Source organism: Longivirga aurantiaca (genome assembly GCF_042660085.1).
GTDB lineage: Bacteria > Actinomycetota > Actinomycetes > S36-B12 > CAIYMF01 > Longivirga > Longivirga aurantiaca.
In genome coordinates this window covers 561168-582627 of the sequence record NZ_JBHSTI010000002.1, presented here as the reverse complement: position 1 = coordinate 582627, position 21460 = coordinate 561168, and the positions used below count along the sequence as shown (strand labels likewise).

Below are 21460 nucleotides of genomic sequence, written 5' to 3'. Positions count from 1 at the left end.
ATGGCCCGACTCGAGGTCCGCAAGACCTACAAGCTCTACATCGGCGGCGCGTTCCCGCGCTCGGAGAGCGCCCGCTCGTACGAGGTCACCGACACCAAGGGCCGGTTCCTCGCCAACGCCGCGCTCGCCTCGCGCAAGGACGCGCGCGACTCCGTCGTCGCCGCGCGCAAGGCGCAGGCCGGCTGGGTCAAGGCCACGGCGTACAACCGCGGGCAGGTGCTCTACCGCGTCGCCGAGGTGATGGAAGGGCGCCGCGCGCAGTTCGTCGACGAGGTCGTGGCGTCGGAGGGCCTCACCGCCCGTCGCGCCGAGGCGGTCGTCGAGGCCGCCATCGACCGCTGGGTCTGGTACGCCGGCTGGGCCGACAAGCTCGCCCAGGTGCTCGGCTCGACCAACCCGGTCGCCGGCCCGTACTACAACTTCTCGGTGCCGGAGCCGACCGGCGTCGTCGCCGTCGTCGCACCGCAGGAGTCGTCACTCCTCGGCCTGGTGTCGGTCATCGCCCCCGTCGTGGTGAGCGGCAATGCGTGCGTGGTGCTGGCATCCGAGGACCGGCCGCTCCCGGCGATCACCCTGTCGGAGGTGCTGGCGACCTCCGACGTCCCCGGTGGCGTGATCAACCTGCTCACGGGCTCGGTGGCCGAGGTGGCGCCGTGGCTCGCCTCGCACATGGACGTCAACGCGATCGACATCGCGGGCGTCGACGACCTCGACCTGCGTGCGTCGCTCGAGGTGGCCGCGGCCGACAACCTCAAGCGCGTGCGACGTCCGGACACCGACGACTGGACCGCCGACCCGGGCCTCTCGCGGATCCGCTCGTTCCTCGAGACCAAGACCGTCTGGCACCCGATCGGTGTCTGAGCAGGACTCCTACGATCGGGCGGCGGACTGGTACGCCGAGCTCAGCCTGGCGCGCGTCGGCGCGGTCGTCCCGCTGGGCGAGGGGGCCTGGGCCGCTACGACGGCCGAGTGGCCGGCGTCGTACGCGCACAACGGGATCCTGCTGCGGCGAGACCCCGGCGCCGACGCGCTGATCCGGTGGGGCGACGAGGTGCTGGGTGAGGCGGGCCTGGAGCACCGCTACGTGTTCGCCCTGTGCGACCTCTCCAAGGAGACCCGCGCAGGGCTGGCGGCCGCCGGCTTCACGACCGAGCCGGAGCGGCTCATGGGGCGGCCGCAGTCGCTCGGCCCGCTGGCGGCGCCCGCCACGGCCGTCGCCGAGCGGGTGAGCGAGGACGTCACCGCGCCGTTCCAGGACCGCATGTGGCGCGAGGAGTGGAAGCCGGGCATCTCCGACGCCGAGGTCGCCGACCTCGTCGGCCGACGCGCGACGTACACGCTGTCCGGCCCGTTCATCTCCTTCGTGGTGCGCGACCCGGAGACCGGGGAGATCGGCGCCTGCGCCGACCTCGCTGTGCACGGGACGTGCGCCGAGGTCGACGGCGTCACCACTGCGGCGTCCCACCGCGGCCGCGGCTACGGCGACGCCGTGCTGACGGCATGCATCGAGGCCGCGACCGAGCACGGATGCACGGACGTCTACCTCACCGCCATGACCGACGACTGGCCGCGCCACTGGTACGCCCGGCGGGGCTGGGCCGACCTCGGCCCTGCCTGGACCGCCGTCCGCTCCCCCGCCGCTCACGGATGAGGGCGCCCCAGGCCGCCTGAGCGGCATCCCGGCTTCCCCACCCGCCGGCCCCCGGCCGGGTTTCGGCCGGCCAGGGCACGGGTAGAGCGCGTCATGGCCTCACCCCCGAGCGACGCGAACGACCCGGTTGCCGACGAGCGCGGCAAGCAGGGCACCAACTACCCGCACGGCGTCGGGGAGCACCCCGAGACCACCCGCACGTCGGACGTGGACGACCCCATCGCGAGCGAGCGCGGCGCCGAGGGGACGAACTATCCCCACGGCGTCGGCGACCATCCGGACTCCGATGCCTCGGACGAAGACCTGACGTAGCGGGCGCTACTCGGCGTCGGGCTCGTGCCCGAGCTCTTCCTCGGTCTCGCCCGACAGCGACCGCTCGACGCCCGCGAGCTGCTCGTAGTAGTGCCAGCGCTCGTCGATGTCGGCCTGGGCGAGGTGCATCAGGTGCTGCGACCGCTCGTGGTCCGTGCGGTCGAGCGCGGTGTAGCGCGTCTCGGAGTGCACGAACTGCTCGAGCGTCGTCGTCGGCGCCTTGCTGTCGAGAGCGAAGGGCCGTGTGCCCGCCTCGGGGCTCGGGTGGAAGCGGTAGAGCGGCCAGTAGCCGCTCGTCACGGCCTCCTTCTGGTGGGCCATGGAGTCGCGCATCTCGATGCCGTGGGCGATGCAGGTGGAGTACGCCAGGATCAGCGACGGCCCAGGCCACGCAGCCGCCTCGAGGATCGCGCGCACGGCCTGCGTCTCGTTGGCACCCAGCGCGATCTGGGCGACGTAGACGTCGCCGTACGCCTGGGCCAGCAGCCCGAGGTCCTTCTTCTTCGTGGCCTTGCCGGTGCTGGCGAACTTCGCCGCGGCGCCGCGCGGCGTCGACTTGGACGCCTGCCCGCCGGTGTTGGAGTACACCTCGGTGTCGAGCACCAGGATGTTGACGTTGCGACCGCTGGCGAGCACGTGGTCGAGCCCGCCGAAGTCGATGTCGTAGGCCCAGCCGTCACCACCGACGATCCAGACCGACGTCGGGACGAGCGCGTCGGCGATCGAGGCGAGCGAGCGGGCGCGCGGGTCGTCGACGTCGGCCAGCGAGTCGCGGAGCCGCTCGACCTGCTGGCGCCGGGCGATGATGCCGGCCTCGTCCTCGACGCTCGGCTCCTCCTCGACGAGCGGGGCGACGACGTCGGACGGCAGGTCCTCGGCGAGCGCCCGCAGCAGACGGTGCGCCTCGCTGGTCTGGCGCTCGACGCCGAGCCGGATGCCGAGGCCGAACTCGGCGTTGTCCTCGAACAGCGAGTTGACCCAGGCGGGTCCGCGTCCGTCGCGGTCCTTGGTCCACGGCGTCGTCGGGAGGTTGCCGCCGTAGATCGACGAGCAGCCGGTGGCGTTGGCGACGACCATGCGGTCGCCGAGGAGCTGGGTGACCAGCTTGAGGTACGGCGTCTCGCCGCATCCTGCGCAGGCGCCGGAGAACTCGAACAGCGGGCGCAGCAGCTGCGACCCCTTCACGGTCTCGCGGCGCACGAGGGTGCGGTCGACGTCCGGGATCTCGAGGAAGTGCTCGTAGCGCGGGCGCTCGACGTCGCGGTGCTCGTCCGCGGGCGCCATGTCGATGGCCTTGTGGTCGGGGTTCTGCTTGTCGCGCACGGGGCACACGGCCACGCAGATGCCGCAGCCGGTGCAGTCGTCCGGAGCGACCTGGATCGTGAGCAGCCGGCCCTCGCCGAGCTCCTTGCCGCTGTACGGCTTGGACAGGAAGCCCTCCGGCGCGCCGTCGAGGGCGTCCGGCGAGTAGGCCTTCATCCGGATCGCGGCGTGCGGGCACACGATCGTGCACTTGCCGCAGTCGATGCAGAGGGACGGGTCCCAGATCGGGATCTCCTCGGCGAGCTGCCGCTTCTCGAGCACCGAGGTGCCCGTCTCGTAGGTGCCGTCCACGCTCATCGCGCTCACCGGCAGGGAGTCGCCGAGGCCGGCGATGAGGGTCTGCACCACCGAGAGGTCGCTGTCCGGCACGGCCGCCATGTCGTCGAGCGCGTCTGCCGGCACCTCGACCCGCTGGAGACCCGCGAGCGCGGCGTCGATCGCGATCATGTTGCGCTCGACCACCTCCGGCCCGCGGTGGCCGTACGCCTTGACGACGCCGGCCTTCACGAGCTCGATGGCTTCCTCGACCGGCAGCACGTCGGCGAGCGCGAAGAAGCACGGCTGCATGACCGTGTTGATGCGCGGGCCGAGGCCGGCGTCGCGCGCGATGGTCGTGGCGTCGACCACGTGCACGGCGAGGTGCTTGTGGACGATGTGGGCGCGTGCGTCGGCGGGCAGGTGCCCCCAGAGGGAGGCTGCGTCGTAGGGGCTGTTGAGCAGGACCGTGGCCCCGGCTCGGGCGTGCGCGAGCACGTCGACCCGGGCGAGCAGGCCGAACTGGTGGCACGCCACGAAGTCGGCATCGTCGATGAGGTACGCCGAGCGGATCGGGTCGGGGCCGAAGCGCAGGTGCGACACCGTCATCGAGCCGGACTTCTTCGAGTCGTACACGAAGTAGCCCTGCGCGTGCATGTCGGTGTGCTCGCCGATGAGCTTGATGCTGTTCTTGTTCGCGCCGACGGTGCCATCGCTGCCGAGGCCGAAGAACATCGCCTGCACCGCCCGCGTGGGAAGCCGGAACGACGGGTCGACGTCGAGCGAGAGGTGGGTGACGTCGTCGACGATGCCGACCGTGAACCGGTGCCGCGGCGTGGGCTTCGCGAGCTCGGCGTACACCGCGAGGGCGTCGGCGGGCGTGAACTCCTTGGAGCCCAGGCCGTACCGGCCGCCGCAGATGATGGTGCCGGCCTCCTCGGAGAACGAGGCCATCACGTCGAGGTGCAGCGGCTCTGCCGGCGCACCCGGCTCCTTGGTGCGGTCGAGCACTGCAATCCGCGTGACGGAGGCGGGCAGCGCGGCCCGGAGCGCGTCGGACGGGAACGGTCGGTAGAGGCGTACTACGGCGACGCCGACCTTCTCGCCGTGCCGGACGAGGTCGTCGACGGCCTCGCGCAGGGTGCCGGTGACCGACCCCATCGCGACGACGACGCGCTCGGCCTCCGGGTGGCCGTGGTAGTCGACGAGGTTGTAGCGGCGGCCCACGCGCTCGCCGAGCTCGGCCATGACCTCGGCCACGACACCGGGCACGGCGTCGTAGTGCGTGTTGGACGCCTCGCGCGACTGGAAGAAGACGTCGGGGTTCTGCGCGGAGCCGCGCATGACCGGCGCCTCGGGGGTGAGCCCGTACGCGCGGTGCGCGAGGACGTCCTGCTCGCGGATGAGGGCGCGGAGGTCGTCGTCGTGGAGCATGCGGATCGTCGCGACCTCGTGCGACGTGCGGAAGCCGTCGAAGAAGTGCAGGAACGGCACGCGGGAGCGCAGGGTGGCGGCGTGCGCGACCAGCGCGAAGTCGTGGGCCTCCTGGACGTCGGACGCGCTGAGCATCGCCCAGCCCGTGGACCGGACTGCCATGACGTCGGAGTGGTCGCCGAAGATCGACAGCGCGTGCGTCGCCACCGCGCGGGCAGCCACGTGCAGCACGGTGGGCGTCAGCTCGCCGGCAACCTTGAACATCGTCGGGATCATGAGCAGGAGGCCCTGGCTCGCGGTGAACGACGTCGCGAGCGCCCCCTTCTGCACGGCGCCGTGCAGGGCGGCCGCGGCGCCGCCCTCGGACTGCATCTCGACCACCTCGGGCACCGCGCCCCAGAGGTTGGTGCGCCCGCCGGCGCTCCACGCATCGGCGAGCTCGCCCATGGTCGAGGCGGGGGTGATCGGGTAGATGGCGCAGACGTCGGAGAGGCGGTGGGCGACGATCGCCGCAGCCTCGTTGCCGTCGAGGCAGCGCACACGCGGCCCGGGCGGCGCGGTCAGGTCGACGGTGTCGGATCCACGTACCGGAGGCTCTCCCATGCCTCGCAGTCTGCGCCCGGCCACCCGCACGTCGCAGGTCGTCCGGCCCACGTCACCGGAGACACTGGTCACGTCGTCAACCATCTCGGGCCGGGGCTGCGCGGCGGATAGGGTTCCGTGGCATGGAAGGGACGCCGGCCTGCGTGGTGCTGCTGTGCGGGCCGTCGGGCTCGGGCAAGAGCCACATCGCCGCGCGCAGCGGGCTCCCCGTCTTCCGGCTCGACGACTTCTACCGGGACGGCGACGACCCGGCGATGCCGCGCTCCGAGGAGCTCGGCATCGTCGACTGGGACGACCCGCGGTCCTGGAAGGCCGACGACGCCGTGGCCGCGCTCGAGGCGCTGTGCCGCACCGGCCGGGTCGAGGTGCCGACGTACGACATCCCCCAGAACCGCGCCACCGGCACCGCGGTGGTCGAGCTGCGCGGGGCCCCGGCGGTGGTGGCCGAGGGAGTGTTCGCCGCGGTGATCATCGAGCGGCTGCGCGGGCGCGACCTGCTCGCGGACGCGGTCGTGCTGCACCGCACACCCTGGAAGAACTTCGTCCGCCGGTTCGCGCGCGATCTGAAGGAGCGCCGCAAGCCGCCGCTCACGCTGTGGCAGCGCGGCCGGCTCCTCATGGCGGCAGAGCCCGGGATCATCGCCGACGCCTGCTCGCACGGCTGCCGCCGCGTCAGCGCCGGGGAGCTCACCGCCCTCCTGCACGGGCTCAAGGCCAGCGAGACCTCGTCGCGACGCGGCACATCATGACCGTCCGGTTCACCCTCGCGAACCTCGTCCGCTGCGCTCCGGAGACCCTGTTCGACCTGTCCCTGGACGTCGACCTCCACCTGCGCTCGATGGCCGCCTGGCGCGAGCGCGTCGTGGGGATGCCGACGTCCCCGCTCGGGCTCGGCGACGTCGTCACGTGGAAGGCCCGGCACTTCGGCCTCCGGTTCACGATGACCAGCCGCATCGCCGAGCTCGAGCGCCCACGGCGGTTCGTCGACGAGCAGGTGCGCGGCCCCTTCGCGTCGTTCCGCCACGAGCACCTCTTCGAGCCGGTCGAGGGAGGCACGCGCATGACCGACCACGTCGCGTTCGACGCCCCGCTCGGACCGCTCGGCGACGTCGCGGAGTCGGCCGTGCTCCGACGTCGCCTGCGCCACCTCATCGAGGTGCGCAACGCGATGCTGGTGACCGAGGCCCAGCGCTACACCCCCTAGGGTCGGCGCGTGCAGTTCGTGCTCGCCGGCCTCGCCCTCGGACTCGGCGCCGGTCTCGCGCCGGGCCCGCTCATGGCGCTCGTCATCACGACGACCCTCGCTGCCGGATTCCGGTCCGGCGTCCGCGTCGCCTTCAGCCCGCTGGTGACCGACGTCGTCGTCATCACGATCAGCGTCCTCGTGGTCGGTGCTCTGCCCGACCGTGCGACCGGCGCCCTCGGTGTCGCCGGCGGCCTGTACGTCGTGTGGCTCGGCATCGAGGCGCTGCGCGAGCAGGTGGTCACCGCGGTCGAGGCACCGCCGCGTGCCGGGCGCGACCCGCTCCTGCGCGGTGCGCTGATGAACCTGCTGTCGCCGCACCCGTGGGTCTTCTGGCTCGCGGTCGGCGGGCCGCTGCTGGTGTCGGCCTGGTCGTCGTCGCCGGCCGCGGCAGCGGGCTTCCTGGCCGCGTTCTACCTGCTGCTCATCGGCAGCAAGGTGGTGCTCGCCGCAGTCGTGGCCGGTGGACGCCGCCACCTCGACGAGCGTGGCCTGCGTATCGCCCACCAGGCGGCCGGCGCCCTGCTGCTGCTCACCGGCGTCGTCCTCGTCGTCCAGTTCGCCCCCGCCCTGCTCGCCGGCTAGTTCTCCGAGTTACTGCCCACATGTTCGTTGAAGGGCATGTCTCAGCGTTCATGTGGGCAGTAACTCGCGTCAGAGCCCGAGGGTGCGGGCGATGCGCCGGATGACGACGGCGCGGCGCTCGGACGGCGTCCAGCGCGCGAGGGCCCAGCCGGCGTCCTGCAGGTCGGCCTGACGAAGGCGCTCGGCTCTCACGGCGGCAGTCACCTCATCTCCGGTTCGGCCGTACTTCTCGATGCCGTCGACCTCCCCGAGCACTCGTTCCTTCTCCCAGCCGAACTCCGACGCGTACCAGGCTCCCGATGCTCCCTGGACCTCGTACGCCGTGCGCGGCATCGGCAGCTTCGCCTCGTACATCCAGCCCCTGCTGCGGCTCTCGTGCGGCGACTCCGATGCCGGATCGACCAGCTCGATCGCGCCTCGCACGACCACGGTGCCCGGCCAGGTCCAGACCGAGGCGAACGCCTCGTTCAAGGGCGCCAGCGCCAGGGGCAGGAGCTCGGCGCGACGCGACACGGATCTGAGAACCCGTAGATCCTCCCCGGACGCCTGCTGGATCAGCAGCCGAGCAGCAGAGTCGATCACGGTCATCGCGTCGGGCAGGGTCAGACCTCGGGCCACGTCCACCGCCGTCCGCGCCACCGTCGTGACCGGCATGCCGTCGAGGTCCTCGACGAACTCCTCCGGCAGCCGCGACCCGTGCAGACGGACACCCTGGTGCGTGCGTTCGATGGCGCCGCCGCGCGTGAGATGGATGAGGGACGACGGCCGGCGAGGCAGCCACAGGGTGCGCACGATGGCCGCGGTCTCATGGCTGACCGCAGCGCCTGCGCCGGCCTTCGCCAGCGCGGCCCGGATCGTGGTCGACAGGTCTGCCTGATCCACGGCGTACACCCCGTGCTGGAGCCGATGGATCCGCCCTGCCCGCACTGCAGCTCGAATGGCGGAATGGGTCCAGCCCTGGCGTTGTAGCACTCCGCGCGTCCACGGTCCGGGTCCGGCCGACCGGACAAGCGCATCGACCTGCTCGATCGAGAGCTGGCTCTGGCGCATGCACCGACTGTGCGAGTCCTCGGCACAAGAGCGCAGAGCCCATCCACAGGGATGCCCGAGTTACTGCCCGAATGGTCGCTGAAGGAGGCCGTCCAGCAGCCATGTGGGCAGTAACTCGCGAAACACAGGAGGTCAGAGGGTCTCGGCGGCCAGGGCGGCGTAGCGGGGCTTCACGACCTGCTCGATCAGGGCGAGGCGCTCGTCGAAGGGGATGAACGCCGACTTCAGGGCGTTGATCGTGACCCAGCGCATGTCGTCGAGGCCCCAGCCGAACGCCTCGGACAGCGCGAGGAACTCCCGCGACATCGAGGTGCCAGACATCAGGCGGTTGTCGGTGTTCACCGTGACCCGGAAGCGCAGCCGCGTGAGCAGACCGATCGGGTGCTCGGCGTACGACGGGGCCGCACCGGTCTGGATGTTCGACGTCGGGCACATCTCCAGCGGGATGCGCTGGTCGCGGACGTAGCGCGCGAGGCGGCCGAGCGTGGCCGAGCCGTCGGGCTCGATCGTGATGTCGTCGACGATGCGCACGCCGTGCCCGAGCCGGTCGCAGCCGCAGAAGGCCACGGCCTCGTGGATCGACGGAAGGCCGAACGCCTCGCCCGCGTGGATGGTGATGTGGCACGACTCGCCGCGCAGGTAGTCGAAGGCGTCCTGGTGGCGCGACGGCGGGAAGCCCGCCTCGGCGCCGGCGATGTCGAAGCCGACGACGCCCCGGTCGCGGTAGACGACGACGAGCTCGGCGATCTCGCGGGACCGGGCGGCGGTGCGCATCGCCGTCAGCAGCGTGCCGACGCGGATGCTGTTGCCTGCCGCGGCAGCCGCCGCCTCGCCCTCGCGGAAGCCCGCGAGCACCGCCTCGACCACCTCGGTGAGGGCGAGGCCGCGCTCGACGTGCAGCTCGGGCGCGAAACGCACCTCGGCGTACACCACGCCGTCGGCGGCGAGGTCCTGCGCGCACTCGGACGCGACCCGGGCGAGGGCCTCGGGGGTCTGCATCACGCCGACGGTGTGCGCGAAGGTCTCGAGGTAGCGCACGAGCGACCCCGAGTCCGCCGCCTCGACGAACCAGCGGCCGAGCTCCTCGGCGTCGGTCGTCGGCAGCTTGCCGTACCCCGTCTCGGCCGCGAGCTCCACGATGGTCTGCGGACGCAGGCCCCCGTCGAGGTGGTCGTGCAGCAGGGCCTTCGGGGCCCGGCGCACGACGTCGGCGGGCAGCACGGCGCGGGATCCCGCAGCAGGGTCGCGCGGGGCGGATGCGGGATGGACAGGACCGGTCTCGACGCTCATTCCCGCACGCTAGCGCCCCGACCGCCTCGGAGGCGTCCGCGCGGGCGTCGAGAGCACGAACTCGGGGTGTCGGAGCGGAAACCCCGGTCAAGTCGCTCAACCTCCGCCCCCAGGTGCCGAAGACACCCATATGGAGCAGACGTCCGCATCGCGGCTGCAGGAGCAGGTCGAGATCATCCGGCCCGCCGCCGTGCTCGAGAGCCGTGTCGCCACCCAGGTGCTGAACCACCTGCGCGACCAGGACGTCTCACTCGGCGGCGTGTGGAACGCCTCGGCGTCGGTCTGGCAGCGGTACGACTCGCCCTGGAACGGCGTGGGCGGCACGCGGGGCACCTCGGTGCTCCTCGGCACCGTCGCCGTCATGTACGACACCCCGGTGCGCCATGAGGTCACCATCTACCGCGTCACGATCACGCCCGCCGGGCAGGAGTTCGGCCTCACCGTCGAGCTGCTCTGCAACGACGCGCTCAAGGTCGCCGGTCTGACGCTCGCCGGTTGCCCGCGCGCAGAGGTCAGCAACACGCCGCGCACGGACCCGTTCAAGGCCCGCGTCGCCGGCCAGTAGCCCGCGGCTCCGGCTCAGTCCTCGCGGTTGACGAGGTCCGGGCCGAACGCGGGAAGGCAGACGGCGACGTACTCCGCGCCCTCGCCCGACGTCGAGTAGCGGATCCGCTCACCGGCGTGGGTGATCACGGCCTGACCCGCGTGCACCTCGAGCTGCCCGCCCTCGTGCTCCACGACCACCGTGCCGCGCAGCACGACGGTGATCTCGTCGAACTCCGGGGTCTGCGCCGGCTCCTCCCACCCTGCGGGCGCCACCATGTGCGCCACCGACACGGACGTTGTGCCGGTAGTCACGCGACCGACGTACTCGTCGATCGTCTTGCCGCCCGGGACGGGGATGCGGGTGGGCGCCTCGATGACGCGCGGCATGTCAGGATCCGATCTGGTCGATGACGAGCGGCAGGAGGTCGATCGGAGTGCCGGGGTCGCCGATCGCCACGCCGCCCTCGAGGTCGCGCAACGACGCCGCGAAGCGCCCGGCGTCGTCGGCGTGCAGGGTGAGAAGCGGCTGACGGGCGGTGACGGCGTCGCCGGGCTTCGCGTGCATCTCGATGCCGGCACCCGCGCTGACCGGGTCCTCCTTGCGGGCCCGACCGGCGCCGAGGCGCCATGCGGCCACGCCGACCGCCAGCGCGTCGAGCCGGGTGAGCACTCCCGAACGCTCGGCGGTGACGACGTGCTGCTCGGGGGCCACCGGGAGCGGCGCATCGGGGTCGCCGCCCTGGGCCGCGATCATCCGGCGCCAGGCGTCCATGGCCCGGCCGTCGCGCAGGACCTCCTCGGGGTCCGGCCCGTGGACGCCGGCGAGCTCGAGCATGTTCCGCGCGAGGACGAGCGTCAGCTCGACGACGTCCGCAGGGCCGCCGCCGGCGAGCACCTCGACCGACTCGCGCACCTCGAGCGCGTTGCCGGCGGTGAGCCCGAGCGGGGTGTCCATGGCGGTGAGCAGGGCGCGGGTGCGCACCCCGGCGTCCTCGCCGAGGGCCACCATCCGCTCGGCCAGGGCACGGGCCCGCGCCTCGTCCTTCATGAAGGCCCCGGAGCCCACCTTGACGTCGAGCACGAGCGCGCCGGTGCCCTCGGCGATCTTCTTGCTCATGATGCTGCTCGCGATGAGCGGGATCGCCTCGACCGTGCCGGTGACGTCGCGCAGCGCGTACAGCTTCTTGTCGGCCGGCGCGAGCCCGTCGCCGGCCGCGCAGATGACCGCGCCGACGTCGCGCAGGACGGCGAGCATCTCCTCGTTGGACAGTGACGCCCGCCACCCGGGGATCGACTCGAGCTTGTCGAGCGTGCCGCCGGTGTAGCCGAGGCCGCGGCCGGAGAGCTGGGGCACCGCGGCACCGCAGGCCGCGACGACGGGCGCGAGCGGCAACGTGATCTTGTCGCCGACGCCGCCGGTGGAGTGCTTGTCGACGGTCGGGCGCCCGACGGTGCTGAAGTCCATCCGCTCGCCGCTCGCGATCATCGCTCCGGTCCAGCGCGCGATCTCCCGCGGGGTCATGTCGTTGAGCAGGATCGCCATCGCCAGCGCGCTCATCTGCTCGTCGGCCACCACGCCGCGCGTGTAGGCGTCGACGACCCAGTCGATCTGCTCGTCGGTCAGCTCGCGCTTGTCGCGCTTGGCGACGATCACATCGACCGCGGCGAACTTCTCAGCCATAGGACTCACCTGTCACGTGCGAGAGGTCGGAGACGCCGAACGCCTGCGGCAGGACGTCGGACATCGGGAGGACGCCGAGCGGGGTCGCGACGAGGCACTCGGGCCCGCCGTTCTCCCACAGGAGCTGACGGCACCGGCCGCACGGCATCAGGGGGTCGCCGTTGGCGTCGACGCACGCGACCGCCACGAGCCGACCTCCGCCGGTGGCGTGCAGCTGCGACACCATGCCGCACTCCGCGCACAGGGCGACGCCGTACGCCGCGTTCTCGACGTTGCACCCCACGACGACCCTGCCGTCGTCCACGAGCCCGGCGACGCCCACGCGGAACCTGCTGTAGGGGGCGTACGCCCTCTGCATCACTTCGACGGCGGCCGCTCGGAGGCCGTCCCAGTCGACCTCGGCCACCGGCTAGTGCTCCTCGCCCTTGAGGTACGGCTTCCCGTCCGCGGCCGGCATGCGCAGCCGTTGCGAGGCCATCGACAGCACGAGCAGCGTGGCGACGTACGGCGTCACGAACGCGACCTGCGGGGGCACGTCGTCCGTGGTGGCGTACCAGGCGTACACGCCGAGGCCGATCACGACCGCGATGATGCCGCTGACCAGCTTGCGCTTGTAGAACAGCCAGATCGCGTAGCCCACGAGGAGGATGGCGGTCAGCAGCAGGAGCGCGTGGACCGCACCGCCGCCGCGCAGCTGCAGGGCGTCGGTGTAGCCGAAGAGACCCGCACCGGCGGCGAGCCCGCCCGGACGCCAGTTGCCGAAGATCATCGCGGCGAGACCGATGTAGCCGCGTCCAGCCGTCTGGCCCTCGCGGTAGATCTGCGCGGCCACGATGGTCAGGTAGGCGCCGCCGAGACCGGCCAGGGCGCCCGACATGACCACCGCGATGTACTTGTACTTCATGACGTTCACGCCGAGCGTCGCCGCGGCGTACGGCGCCTCGCCGCAGGAGCGCAGCCGCAGGCCGAACGCCGTGCGCCAGAGGATGAAGAAGGAACCGACGAGCGCGAGGATCGCCATGATCGTCACGTAGGACACGTTGGTCGTGAGGCCGGCGATGACACCGGCCAGGTCGGAGACGAGGAACCAGCCCTGCTCGGCGATCGACTCGGCAGCGGTCGAGATGCCCGGGAGGGTGATGCTGCCCATGGTGTCGATGCGCGGCGACTGCGTGCCGCCACCGCCGGGGACGCCGGTGAACAGCTCGGCTGCGAGGAACTGGGTGAGCCCGACCGCGAGGATGTTGATCGCGACGCCGCTCACGATCTGGTCGACGGCGAACGTCACCGTGGCGAGCGCGTGCAGCAGGCCTCCGAGGGCGCCGGCAGCCACGGCCACGAGCAGACCGACCCACGGGCCCCACTGGTAGCCGGCCCAGCCCGCCCCGAAGGTTCCGAGGATCATCATGCCCTCGAGCCCGATGTTGACCACGCCCGCGCGCTCGGCCCAGAGGCCGCCCAGACCGGCCATCGCGATCGGCACCGAGAGCCCGAGCGCGGCCGCGACCGTGCCCGCGGAGGTCAGGTTGGTGACGCCGGTGAGGACCCGCACCACCGACAGCAGGAGCAGGATCAGCGAGGCGATGTAGAGCAGCCGCCACGTCTTCGACGAGCCGAGCCGGCGCACCGGCCTGCTCGGTGCGGTCTCGGGGGTCAGCGTGTCGGTGCTCATGCGACGGCCTCCTTCTCGGGCGCCGTGGCCGCCAGCTGACGCCCGACGTCTCGCGCGACCGACCTGATCCGGTACCTACGGACGAGCTCGTAGGCGATGACCACGGACAGCACGATCACTCCCTGCATGATCAGGACGGCCTGCTTCGGGACACCCTCGAACTCGAGGCTGTTCGAGCTGTTGTCGAGGAACGCCCACAGCAGGGCGGCGAAGGCGATGCCGATCGGCGAGTTGCGGCCGAGCAGCGCGATGGCGATGCCCGTGAAGCCGAGCCCCGTCGGGAAGTCGAGCCCGTAGGAGTAAGACGAGCCGAGCAGCTGCGGCATGCCCACGAGGCCGGCGACGGCACCCGAGAGGAGCATCGCGTAGACGACCATCTTCTTGACGTTGACGCCGCTCGCGACCGCCGCCGGCTCGGACGAGCCGGTGGCGCGCAGGTCGAAGCCGAACCGCGTTCGGGTGAGCAGGAACCAGTAGCCGATCCCGACGAGGATCGCCACGACGATGAGGCCGTAGACCTCGTTCTTGGTGCCGGGGATGATCGGCAGGCCGGGCACCTGGCCCGACTCGGGGATGGGCTTGGTGCCGATGTTGTTCGACCCCTGGGTCTCCACCGCCAGGCGACCCGGCGCGAGCAGGTAGGCCACGATGCCGGTGGCGATGAAGTTCAGCATGATGGTCGAGATGACCTCGCTGACACCGCGGGTCACCTTGAGCAGTCCGGCGATGCCGGCCCACATGGCGCCGACGAACATCGCCACGGCGATGATCAGCCCGATGTGCAGGGGCGCCGGAAGGACGACGGCGCCGCCCACGGCGGCGGCGAGCATCGCCGCGAGCCGGTACTGGCCGTCGACGCCGATGTTGAACAGGTTCATCTTGAAGCCGATCGCGACCGCGACCGCCGACAGGTAGTAGGTGGTCGCGGAGTTCAGGATGTTGACCTGGATGCGCGGCTTGGTGAGCTGCTCGAGCATCGTCGTGAACGCCACGATCGGGTTGTTGCCCGACACCACCAGGACCACGGACGTGACCAGCAGCGAGAACGCGATGGCAAGCACCGGCGCCGCGACGGCGAGGGCGATGCGGTTGAGGCTGAGGCGACCGGGCATCAGGCTGCACCCTCCGCGCCGGTCATCGCCGAGCCGAGCTGCTCGGGCGTGACGGTGGCCGGGTCGGCGTCGGCGACGAGCTTGCCGCGCAGCATCACCTTGATCGAGTCGGACAGGCCGATGAGCTCGTCGAGGTCGGCCGAGATGAGGAGCACCGCCAGTCCCTTCGCGCGGGCCTCGCGCAGCAGGTCCCAGATGGCCGCCTGAGCACCCACGTCCACGCCGCGGGTCGGGTGCGAGGCGATGAGCACCGAGGGGTTGCTGCTCATCTCACGACCCACGATGAGCTTCTGCTGGTTGCCCCCGGACAGGGCCGACGCGAGCACCTCGATGGACGGCGTGCGGACGTCGTACTCGTCCACGATGCGCTGGGTGTCCTTCTTGGCGCCCCGGACGTCGAGGAGCGGCCCCTTGCTGTTGGGTGGCTGCGTCTGGTGGCCGAGCATCCGGTTCTCCCAGAGCGGCGACTCGAGCAGCAGCCCGTGCCGGATGCGGTCCTCGGCGATGTAGGCGATCCCGTTCTCCCGACGTCGCCGGGTGGACCAGGCGGAGATGTCCTCGCCTGCGAGGGACACCGATCCTGACGATGCCTTGCGCATCCCCATGATCGTCTCGACGAGCTCGGCCTGGCCGTTGCCCTCGACGCCCGCGATGCCGAGCACCTCGCCGCGGTGGATCGTGAACGAGACGTCCGACAGCAGCGCGCGTCCGGAGCGGTCCACGAGCGTGAGCCCCTGGACCACGATCTCCTCGACGTCGGTCACCGTCGACTCGCGCGTCTCCGGCGTCGGCAGCTCGCTGCCCACCATGAGCTCCGCGAGCTTGCGCGCGGTCACGTCGGCCGGCAGCACCGAGGCCACCGTGGTGCCGCGCCGGATCACGGTGATCTCGTCCGCGACCTTGAGCACCTCGTCGAGCTTGTGCGAGATGAACAGGATGGCGAGCCCCTCGGACTTCAGCTCGCGCAGCGCGTCGAAGAGCTCGTCGACCTCCTGGGGCACGAGGACCGCCGTGGGCTCGTCGAGGATGAGGGTGCGGGCGCCGCGGTAGAGAACCTTGAGGATCTCGACGCGCTGACGCTCGCCGACCCCGAGGTCCTCGACCAGCTCGTCGGGCCGCACGTCGAGGCCGTAGCGGTCGGAGATCTCGAGGATCCGGGCGCGGGCGAGGTCGTAGTCGAGGCGCATCCCGCGCTTGGGCTCGCTGCCGAGGACGACGTTCTCGAGCACCGAGAGGTTGTCCGCCAGCTGGAAGTGCTGGTGCACCATGCCCACCCCGCGGGCGATCGCCTCGCTGGGGCTCGTGAGCACCACGGTCTCGCCGTCGAGCGCGATCGTGCCGCTGTCGGCGTGGTGCATGCCGTACAGCGTCTTCATGAGCGTGGACTTGCCGGCCCCGTTCTCCCCCACGATCGCGTGGACCGTGCCGCGCCGGACGCGGAGGTTGATGTCCTTGTTGGCCACGACACCGGGGAAGGTCTTGGTGATGTCCCGGAGCTCGACCGCGAGCGCTTCGGTCGTCGAGGCGGTGTCAGGCTGGGTGCTGATGGCTGCTCACTCCTTGCAAGGGTCAGCGGGCACTGCCGGCCGACCGTGGGAACGACGCCGGGCCCGATCCGCACGCTACACGCATGGATCGGGCCCGGTCCGGCGATCGTGGGGCGCGTCCTAGGACGCGCCCCACGATCGGCCGTGACGTGCTACTACGAGGACGGAACCGTGATGGTCCCGGCGATGATCTGGTCCTTCAGCTCGTTGGCCTTGGCCACGTACTCGGCCACCGCTGCGTTGGACTCGGAGAAGCCCACGCCGTCAGCCTTCAGGTCGAAGGTCTGGACGCCGGTGAGCGGGGTGCCGCCCACAGCAGACTTGATCATCTCGTAGACGGCGACGTCGACGCGCTTGAGCATCGAGGTGAGGATGACGTCCTTCACGCTGGCGTCGGCGGTGAGGTACTGGTCGGAGTCGACACCGATCGCGAGCCCGCCCGCGGCCTTGGCAGCCTCGAACACGCCGCCACCGGAACCGCCGGCTGCGTGGTAGACGACATCCGCGCCACCGTCGAACATGCCCTCGGCCGCGACCTTGCCCTTGGCCGGGTCACCGAAGCCGGAGAAGTCCGGCGGCTCGGTGAGGTACTTCGTCTGGATCTTGATGCTCGGGTTGACCGCCTTGGCGCCGGCCTCGAAGCCCTTCTCGAACTTCACGATCAGCGGCACGTTGACGCCGCCGACGAAGCCGATGTTGCCGGTCTTGGACGCCTGAGCAGCGATCGCGCCGACGAGGAAGGAGCCCTCGTTCTCGGCGAACACCAGGCTGGTGACGTTCTTGTTGGCCTCGGACAGCGAGGAGTCGTCGACGATCGCGAACTGGATCTCCGGGAACTCCGGCGCGACCTTGCCGACGGCGACGGCGTACGCGAAGCCCACGGCGATGATCGGGTTGTAGCCCGCCTCGGCGAGCGTCGTGAGGCGCTCCTCCTTCTGCGCGTCCGTCTCGCCGGCCGTCGCGTCGAGCTCCTTGATCTCAACACCGAACTCGGCGGCGGCCTTGTCCAGGCCGGCGGCGGCGGAGTCGTTGAACGACTGGTCGCCACGGCCGCCGATGTCGTAGGCGAGACCGACCTTCACGTCGGACGTCGGCGCAGCCGACGAGGACGACTCAGCCGGTGCCGCGGAGGTGGTCGTACCGCCGCTGCTGCTGCTGCCGCACGCCGCAAGAGCGAGCGTGCTGGCCGCGAGCAGAGCGGCAATCTTCAGGCCCTTGTACAAGGGGGTCTCCTTCTTCCTGACGCCGGGCGGCCTTGCCCGAGCGATTCAGACACGACCCTAGTGGGGGGAGGCGCCAGGAAGAGACTGCTCACCCTGCTTCCCCGGGCTTCCGAAACCGATCCGTGACCCAGGTGAACGGACCGTCACGCGGGCGACACCAGGACGGGCCGCCCCGGGCCCGATGACGACCGTCTCCGGCTCTCCCGCGGAGCGGGACGACCGGAAACGGTCTAGACCAGAGCGGGGCTAGAAGACGTCGGCCGGGGTGTAGAGCCCCCACACCTCGCGGAGGGCGTCCGAGGCCTCGCCCACGGTGGCTCGGGCCCGGAGCGCGTCCCGCAGGGGGTACAGCACGTTGGCGTCGCCCCGGGCGGCGTCGCGCACCCGGGCAAGGGCCTCGTCCACGGCGGCCTGGTCGCGCTCGGCCCGCAGCTTCTCGAGCCTCGCCACCTGCTCGCCCTCGATCGCCGGGTTGACCCGGAGAGGCTCGTAGTGCTCCTCCTCGTCGACCGTGTACCGGTTGACGCCGACCACCACGCGCTCCCCGGAGTCGATCTGCTGCGACACGGCGTACGCCGACCGCTCGATCTCGCCCTTCTGGAAGCCGCGCTCGATCGCCGCGACCGCGCCGCCCATGTCCTCGACCTGGCGCATGAGATCCAGGGCCGCGGCCTCGACCTCGTCGGTCAGCGACTCGACGACGTACGACCCGGCGAACGGGTCGACGGTGGCGGTCACGTCCGTCTCGTAGGCGAGCACCTGCTGGGTGCGCAGCGCGAGGCGGGCCGCCTTGGCGGTCGGCAGCGCGATCGCCTCGTCGAAGGAGTTGGTGTGCAGCGACTGCGTGCCGCCGAGCACCGCGCCCAGGCCCTGGATGGCCACCCGGACGAGGTTGACCTCCGGCTGCTGCGCCGTGAGCTGCACGCCCGCCGTCTGGGTGTGGAAGCGCAGCATCTGGCTCTTGGGGTTCTTCGCGCCGAACTCCTCCCGCATGACGCGCGCCCAGATCCGACGCGCCGCGCGGAACTTCGCGACCTCCTCGAGCAGGGTGGTGCGGGCGACGAAGAAGAAGGCGAGGCGCGGCGCGAACTCGTCCACGTCCATGCCCGACGCCACGGCCGCGCGCACGTACTCGATCCCGTCGGCGAGCGTGAAGGCGATCTCCTGCGCGGGCGTCGCCCCCGCCTCGGCCATGTGGTAGCCGGAGATCGAGATGGTGTTCCACTTCGGGATCTCGGCACGGCAGTAGCCGAAGATGTCGGTGATCAGGCGCAGCGACGCCGCCGGCGGGTAGATGTAGGTGCCGCGGGCGATGTACTCCTTGAGCACGTCGTTCTGGATCGTGCCGGTGAGCGCGGACGACGGCACGCCCTGCTCCTCCGCGACGAGCTGGTAGAGCAGCAGCAGGACGGCGGCGGGCGCGTTGATGGTCATCGACGTCGAGACCTCGCCGAGCGGGATGCCGCCGAACAGGATCCGCATGTCGTCGATCGAGTCGATGGCCACGCCCACCTTGCCGACCTCGCCGTGGGCGAGCGGGTGGTCGGAGTCGTACCCCATCTGCGTGGGCAGGTCGAACGCCACCGAGAGCCCGTTGGTGCCGGCTGCGATGAGCTGCTGGTAGCGCTCGTTGGACTCGGCCGCCGTGCCGAAGCCGGCGTACTGGCGCATCGTCCACGGCTTGCCGGTGTACATCGAGGGGTAGACGCCGCGCGTGAACGGGTACTGCCCTGGGACGCCGAGGCGCTCGGCGGGGTCCCAGCCGTCGAGGGCGTCCGGCCCGTAGACGGGCTCGAACGGGAGTCCGGACTCGGTGTGACGTGCCATGGCAGGCCCTTTCGCTCGACCGCGGACCACGCTAGTGCCGTCCTCCCCCGCGGGGAGGCCCGGGGAGCCCGGTGTGAGTGCTCGCACAGCCGCCCGCTCGTGGCGGCGCTGCACCTGGACGAATCGGGCAGGGCACCACCGGCGCCGGGTTACCCTCGTGCGGTGCTGCGTCAGGTCCGCCCCCACGCCCTCGGGCTCGCGCTGACCGGTGCCCTGCTCGTGGCGCTCCCGGGCGCGGCGTCGGCGGCGGCCCCGGCACCGGCACCGGCACCGGCGGAGATCCTCGGTGGGGACCAGCTGGCCGGGTACGGCATCCGCGTCAACCTCGGGCCTGAGGCAAGCCCGCTGCCCCCGATCTCGGCGAAGTCCTGGGTGCTGGCCGACCTGACCACGGGCGAGATCCTCGCCGCCAAGGGCGCTCACCGGCAGGGCCGGCCCGCGAGCACGCTCAAGACCTTGACCGCCCTCACGCTCATGCCGGTGCTCGACAAGGACGCCGAGCACACCGTGACGTGGAAGGAGGCGTCCGCCGACGGCGGCCGCGTGGGCATCGTGCCCGACGCCACGTACACCAACTGGGACCTCTTCCACGGGCTGCTGCTCCCCAGCGGGAACGACGCGGCCGCCGCCCTCGCCGGGTCGCACGGGGGGATGAAGAAGACGGTCGCCGACATGCAGGCCGTCGCCTACTCGCTGCAGGCCGACGACACCGTGGTGCGCAACCCCAGCGGCCTCGACGCCGACGGCCAGCTGACCAGCGCGTACGACCTCGCCCTCATCGCCCGCGCCGCGATGCAGCTCGAGGACTTCCGCACCGTCACCGCCGCGGTGAGCTACGACTTCCCCGGCCGGCCGGCCGGGAAGGGCAAGAAGCGCCCGACGTACAAGATCTACACGCAGAACCGTCTGCTGCTGCACGGCTTCGACGGCGCGGTCGGCGGGAAGACCGGCTACACCTCGCTCGCCGGTCGCACGTTCTGGGGCGCGGCGGAGCGCGACGGCCACGTCCTCGCCGTCACGCTGCTGCAGGTGCGCGACCGCACCGAGACCGCCGCCAAGAGCCTGCTCAGCTGGGGCTTCGCCAACCGCACCCAGGTCACGCCCGTGGGCACGCTCGTCGGCCCGCGCCCCGAGGGTGGCGAGGAAGCCACCCCGACCCCGTCCGGAGCCGTGCCCGCCCCCGGGGAGACCACGGTCGCGGGCGGTGCCGCAGGCGCCCCGGTGGCGGCCGGGAGCAGCGCATCGCCGTGGCTGGTGGCCCTCGTCGCGGCCGTCGCCCTGGGCGCGGCCATCGCCTGGTGGCTGACGCGGCGACGACGTCGCGACGCGGGCGGCGGCGCCGTGCCCGATCTCAGCAGCCCCGTCCCACCCCGACGCGTCGCACCCGAGGTCCGCGAGCCTGCAGCCGTCGAGCCCGCGGTGGACCTCCCCGAGCCCGAGCCCGAGCCCGAGCCCGCCCCGGCACGCTCGACGCCGGCACCCGCCGCCCCGGCCTCCGGCGGCCACGTGCGCGTCGTGCGACCGCCCGCGCGCCCGACTCCCCCGCCGGAGTAGCGGCGCGCCGCGTCAGGCCAGCGGGAAGCTCCTCCGCACGTGCCAGACGCCGTCGTCCCCGTGCACGTAGAGGCAGAACTCCTCCACCAGGAACCGCGCGGAGAACGCACCGAGCGCGTCGTAGGCCCGGTCGAGCACGTCGTCCGGCAGGTCGTGCGCCACGGTCACGTGCGGGTGGTACGGGAAGTCGGCCGGACGCGCGAGCACCCCGGACCGGACGCCGCTCTCGAGCCGTTCGCACCCGGCGATCCCCGTCGCGAGGGCCACGAACACCACCGGCGAGACGGGCCGGAAGGTGCCCGTGCCGCGCAGGTGGACCTCGAAGGGCTCGACCGCTCCGGCCGCCGCCGTCAGATGCCGTTCGACCTCGGCGAGGTCGGCGGTGTCGACCGAGGCCGGGGGCAGCAGGGTGATGTGCGCCGGGATGGCATGCGCCTGGGGGTCCCCCAGGGACGAGCGCCAACCCTCGATCTCCGCGCCCCACGGCTCGGGGATCGGGATGGCGACGCCGATGCGCGCGCTGGTCGAAGGCACGGGCGTGACCCTAGACCC

Annotated in this window: 19 protein-coding genes and 1 pseudogene; 8 read left to right on the top strand and 12 right to left on the bottom strand. The window is 71.8% G+C overall.

The window, feature by feature from the left end; translation table 11 throughout:
* The 3 genes from ACFQGU_RS03035 to ACFQGU_RS03025 all read left to right on the top strand — a co-directional run bounded on the left by ACFQGU_RS03035 (window position 1) and on the right by ACFQGU_RS03025 (window position 1963).
* Entirely contained in the window at window positions 1–861 is an 861-nt protein-coding gene (locus ACFQGU_RS03035) for an aldehyde dehydrogenase family protein (RefSeq protein ID WP_386763870.1), read from the top strand.
* Window positions 854–1651, top strand: a complete 798-nt coding sequence (locus tag ACFQGU_RS03030; protein WP_386763869.1) for a GNAT family N-acetyltransferase — start codon at window positions 854–856, stop codon at window positions 1649–1651. Before ACFQGU_RS03035 ends, ACFQGU_RS03030 begins: the two co-directional genes overlap by 8 nt.
* Window positions 1652–1744: 93 nt before the next feature.
* Window positions 1745–1963, top strand: coding sequence for a hypothetical protein (locus ACFQGU_RS03025; protein WP_386763868.1), 219 nt, complete (start codon window positions 1745–1747; stop codon window positions 1961–1963).
* 6 nt (window positions 1964–1969) lie between these two features.
* On the opposite strand, the gene nifJ is transcribed toward ACFQGU_RS03025, so the two are convergent.
* Entirely contained in the window at window positions 1970–5578 is a 3609-nt protein-coding gene (gene nifJ, locus ACFQGU_RS03020; RefSeq protein WP_386763867.1) for a pyruvate:ferredoxin (flavodoxin) oxidoreductase, read from the bottom strand.
* 122 nt (window positions 5579–5700) lie between these two features.
* On the opposite strand from nifJ, the gene ACFQGU_RS03015 reads away from it, so the two are divergent.
* Genes ACFQGU_RS03015 through ACFQGU_RS03005 form a run of 3 tightly spaced genes read left to right on the top strand, consistent with a single transcriptional unit; the run spans window position 5701 to window position 7406 of the window.
* Window positions 5701–6327: a uridine kinase family protein gene (locus ACFQGU_RS03015; RefSeq protein WP_386763866.1), complete on the top strand. Its 627-nt coding sequence runs from the start codon at window positions 5701–5703 to the stop codon at window positions 6325–6327.
* Entirely contained in the window at window positions 6324–6782 is a 459-nt protein-coding gene (locus tag ACFQGU_RS03010) for an SRPBCC family protein (RefSeq protein WP_386763865.1), read from the top strand. The genes ACFQGU_RS03015 and ACFQGU_RS03010 overlap by 4 nt, the downstream gene beginning before the upstream one ends.
* Before the next feature lie 9 nt (window positions 6783–6791).
* Window positions 6792–7406: a LysE family translocator gene (locus tag ACFQGU_RS03005; RefSeq protein WP_386763864.1), complete on the top strand. Its 615-nt coding sequence runs from the start codon at window positions 6792–6794 to the stop codon at window positions 7404–7406.
* Between the two features lie 69 nt (window positions 7407–7475).
* Here ACFQGU_RS03005 and ACFQGU_RS03000 read toward each other — a convergent pair whose 3' ends face one another.
* The gene (locus ACFQGU_RS03000; protein WP_386763863.1) at window positions 7476–8288 is read right to left on the bottom strand and encodes a hypothetical protein; all 813 of its coding nucleotides are present in this window, start codon (window positions 8286–8288) and stop codon (window positions 7476–7478) included.
* Window positions 8289–8588: 300 nt separating this feature from the next.
* Entirely contained in the window at window positions 8589–9746 is a 1158-nt protein-coding gene (locus ACFQGU_RS02995; protein WP_386763862.1) for an adenosine deaminase, read from the bottom strand.
* 130 nt (window positions 9747–9876) lie between these two features.
* Here ACFQGU_RS02995 and ACFQGU_RS02990 point away from each other — a divergent pair, with 130 nt between their 5' ends.
* Window positions 9877–10311, top strand: coding sequence for a hypothetical protein (locus ACFQGU_RS02990; RefSeq protein ID WP_386763861.1), 435 nt, complete (start codon window positions 9877–9879; stop codon window positions 10309–10311).
* A 14-nt stretch (window positions 10312–10325) separates the two neighbouring features.
* Here ACFQGU_RS02990 and ACFQGU_RS02985 read toward each other — a convergent pair whose 3' ends face one another.
* From ACFQGU_RS02985 to ACFQGU_RS02950, 8 genes and pseudogenes are all read right to left on the bottom strand, one after another.
* Complete coding sequence (locus ACFQGU_RS02985) at window positions 10326–10679, bottom strand: cupin domain-containing protein (protein ID WP_386763860.1); 354 nt, start codon at window positions 10677–10679, stop codon at window positions 10326–10328.
* A 1-nt stretch (window position 10680) separates the two neighbouring features.
* On the bottom strand, window positions 10681–11973 hold the full coding sequence (locus ACFQGU_RS02980; RefSeq protein ID WP_386763859.1) for a thymidine phosphorylase: 1293 nt from the start codon (window positions 11971–11973) through the stop codon (window positions 10681–10683).
* 4 nt (window positions 11974–11977) lie between these two features.
* Window positions 11978–12379, bottom strand: a pseudogene (locus ACFQGU_RS02975) (cytidine deaminase); the annotation flags it as partial.
* A 3-nt stretch (window positions 12380–12382) separates the two neighbouring features.
* On the bottom strand, window positions 12383–13645 hold the full coding sequence (locus ACFQGU_RS02970) for an ABC transporter permease (protein ID WP_386763858.1): 1263 nt from the start codon (window positions 13643–13645) through the stop codon (window positions 12383–12385).
* Complete coding sequence (locus ACFQGU_RS02965; protein ID WP_386763857.1) at window positions 13642–14757, bottom strand: ABC transporter permease; 1116 nt, start codon at window positions 14755–14757, stop codon at window positions 13642–13644. The genes ACFQGU_RS02970 and ACFQGU_RS02965 overlap by 4 nt, the downstream gene beginning before the upstream one ends.
* A complete protein-coding gene (locus ACFQGU_RS02960; RefSeq protein ID WP_386763953.1) occupies window positions 14757–16304 on the bottom strand; it encodes an ABC transporter ATP-binding protein in 1548 nt (515 codons plus the stop codon). Before ACFQGU_RS02960 ends, ACFQGU_RS02965 begins: the two co-directional genes overlap by 1 nt.
* Before the next feature lie 155 nt (window positions 16305–16459).
* The gene (locus ACFQGU_RS02955; protein WP_386763856.1) at window positions 16460–17527 is read right to left on the bottom strand and encodes a BMP family lipoprotein; all 1068 of its coding nucleotides are present in this window, start codon (window positions 17525–17527) and stop codon (window positions 16460–16462) included.
* Window positions 17528–17773: 246 nt separating this feature from the next.
* Complete coding sequence (locus ACFQGU_RS02950; protein WP_386763855.1) at window positions 17774–19354, bottom strand: acyl-CoA mutase large subunit family protein; 1581 nt, start codon at window positions 19352–19354, stop codon at window positions 17774–17776.
* 162 nt (window positions 19355–19516) lie between these two features.
* Here ACFQGU_RS02950 and ACFQGU_RS02945 point away from each other — a divergent pair, with 162 nt between their 5' ends.
* Window positions 19517–20908, top strand: coding sequence for a D-alanyl-D-alanine carboxypeptidase family protein (locus ACFQGU_RS02945; protein ID WP_386763854.1), 1392 nt, complete (start codon window positions 19517–19519; stop codon window positions 20906–20908).
* A gap of 12 nt (window positions 20909–20920) precedes the next feature.
* On the opposite strand, the gene ACFQGU_RS02940 is transcribed toward ACFQGU_RS02945, so the two are convergent.
* Window positions 20921–21442 carry a 2'-5' RNA ligase family protein gene (locus ACFQGU_RS02940; protein WP_386763853.1) on the bottom strand — a complete coding sequence of 174 codons (522 nt, stop codon included), beginning with the start codon at window positions 21440–21442 and terminating at the stop codon, window positions 20921–20923.
* Between the last annotated feature and the right edge of the window lie 18 nt (window positions 21443–21460).

Bases quoted from the DNA above. Each gene is read 5' to 3' on its own strand.
- ACFQGU_RS03035 (WP_386763870.1), top strand. From the start codon at position 1: ATGGCCCGACTCGAGGTCCGCAAGACCTACAAGCTCTACATCGGCGGC.
- ACFQGU_RS03025 (WP_386763868.1), top strand. From the start codon at position 1,745: ATGGCCTCACCCCCGAGCGACGCGAACGACCCGGTTGCCGACGAGCGC.
- nifJ (WP_386763867.1), bottom strand. From the start codon at position 5,578: ATGGGAGAGCCTCCGGTACGTGGATCCGACACCGTCGACCTGACCGCG.
- ACFQGU_RS03015 (WP_386763866.1), top strand. From the start codon at position 5,701: ATGGAAGGGACGCCGGCCTGCGTGGTGCTGCTGTGCGGGCCGTCGGGC.
- ACFQGU_RS03010 (WP_386763865.1), top strand. From the start codon at position 6,324: ATGACCGTCCGGTTCACCCTCGCGAACCTCGTCCGCTGCGCTCCGGAG.
- ACFQGU_RS02995 (WP_386763862.1), bottom strand. From the start codon at position 9,746: ATGAGCGTCGAGACCGGTCCTGTCCATCCCGCATCCGCCCCGCGCGAC.
- ACFQGU_RS02990 (WP_386763861.1), top strand. From the start codon at position 9,877: ATGGAGCAGACGTCCGCATCGCGGCTGCAGGAGCAGGTCGAGATCATC.
- ACFQGU_RS02985 (WP_386763860.1), bottom strand. From the start codon at position 10,679: ATGCCGCGCGTCATCGAGGCGCCCACCCGCATCCCCGTCCCGGGCGGC.
- ACFQGU_RS02980 (WP_386763859.1), bottom strand. From the start codon at position 11,973: ATGGCTGAGAAGTTCGCCGCGGTCGATGTGATCGTCGCCAAGCGCGAC.
- ACFQGU_RS02970 (WP_386763858.1), bottom strand. From the start codon at position 13,645: ATGAGCACCGACACGCTGACCCCCGAGACCGCACCGAGCAGGCCGGTG.
- ACFQGU_RS02965 (WP_386763857.1), bottom strand. From the start codon at position 14,757: ATGCCCGGTCGCCTCAGCCTCAACCGCATCGCCCTCGCCGTCGCGGCG.
- ACFQGU_RS02950 (WP_386763855.1), bottom strand. From the start codon at position 19,354: ATGGCACGTCACACCGAGTCCGGACTCCCGTTCGAGCCCGTCTACGGG.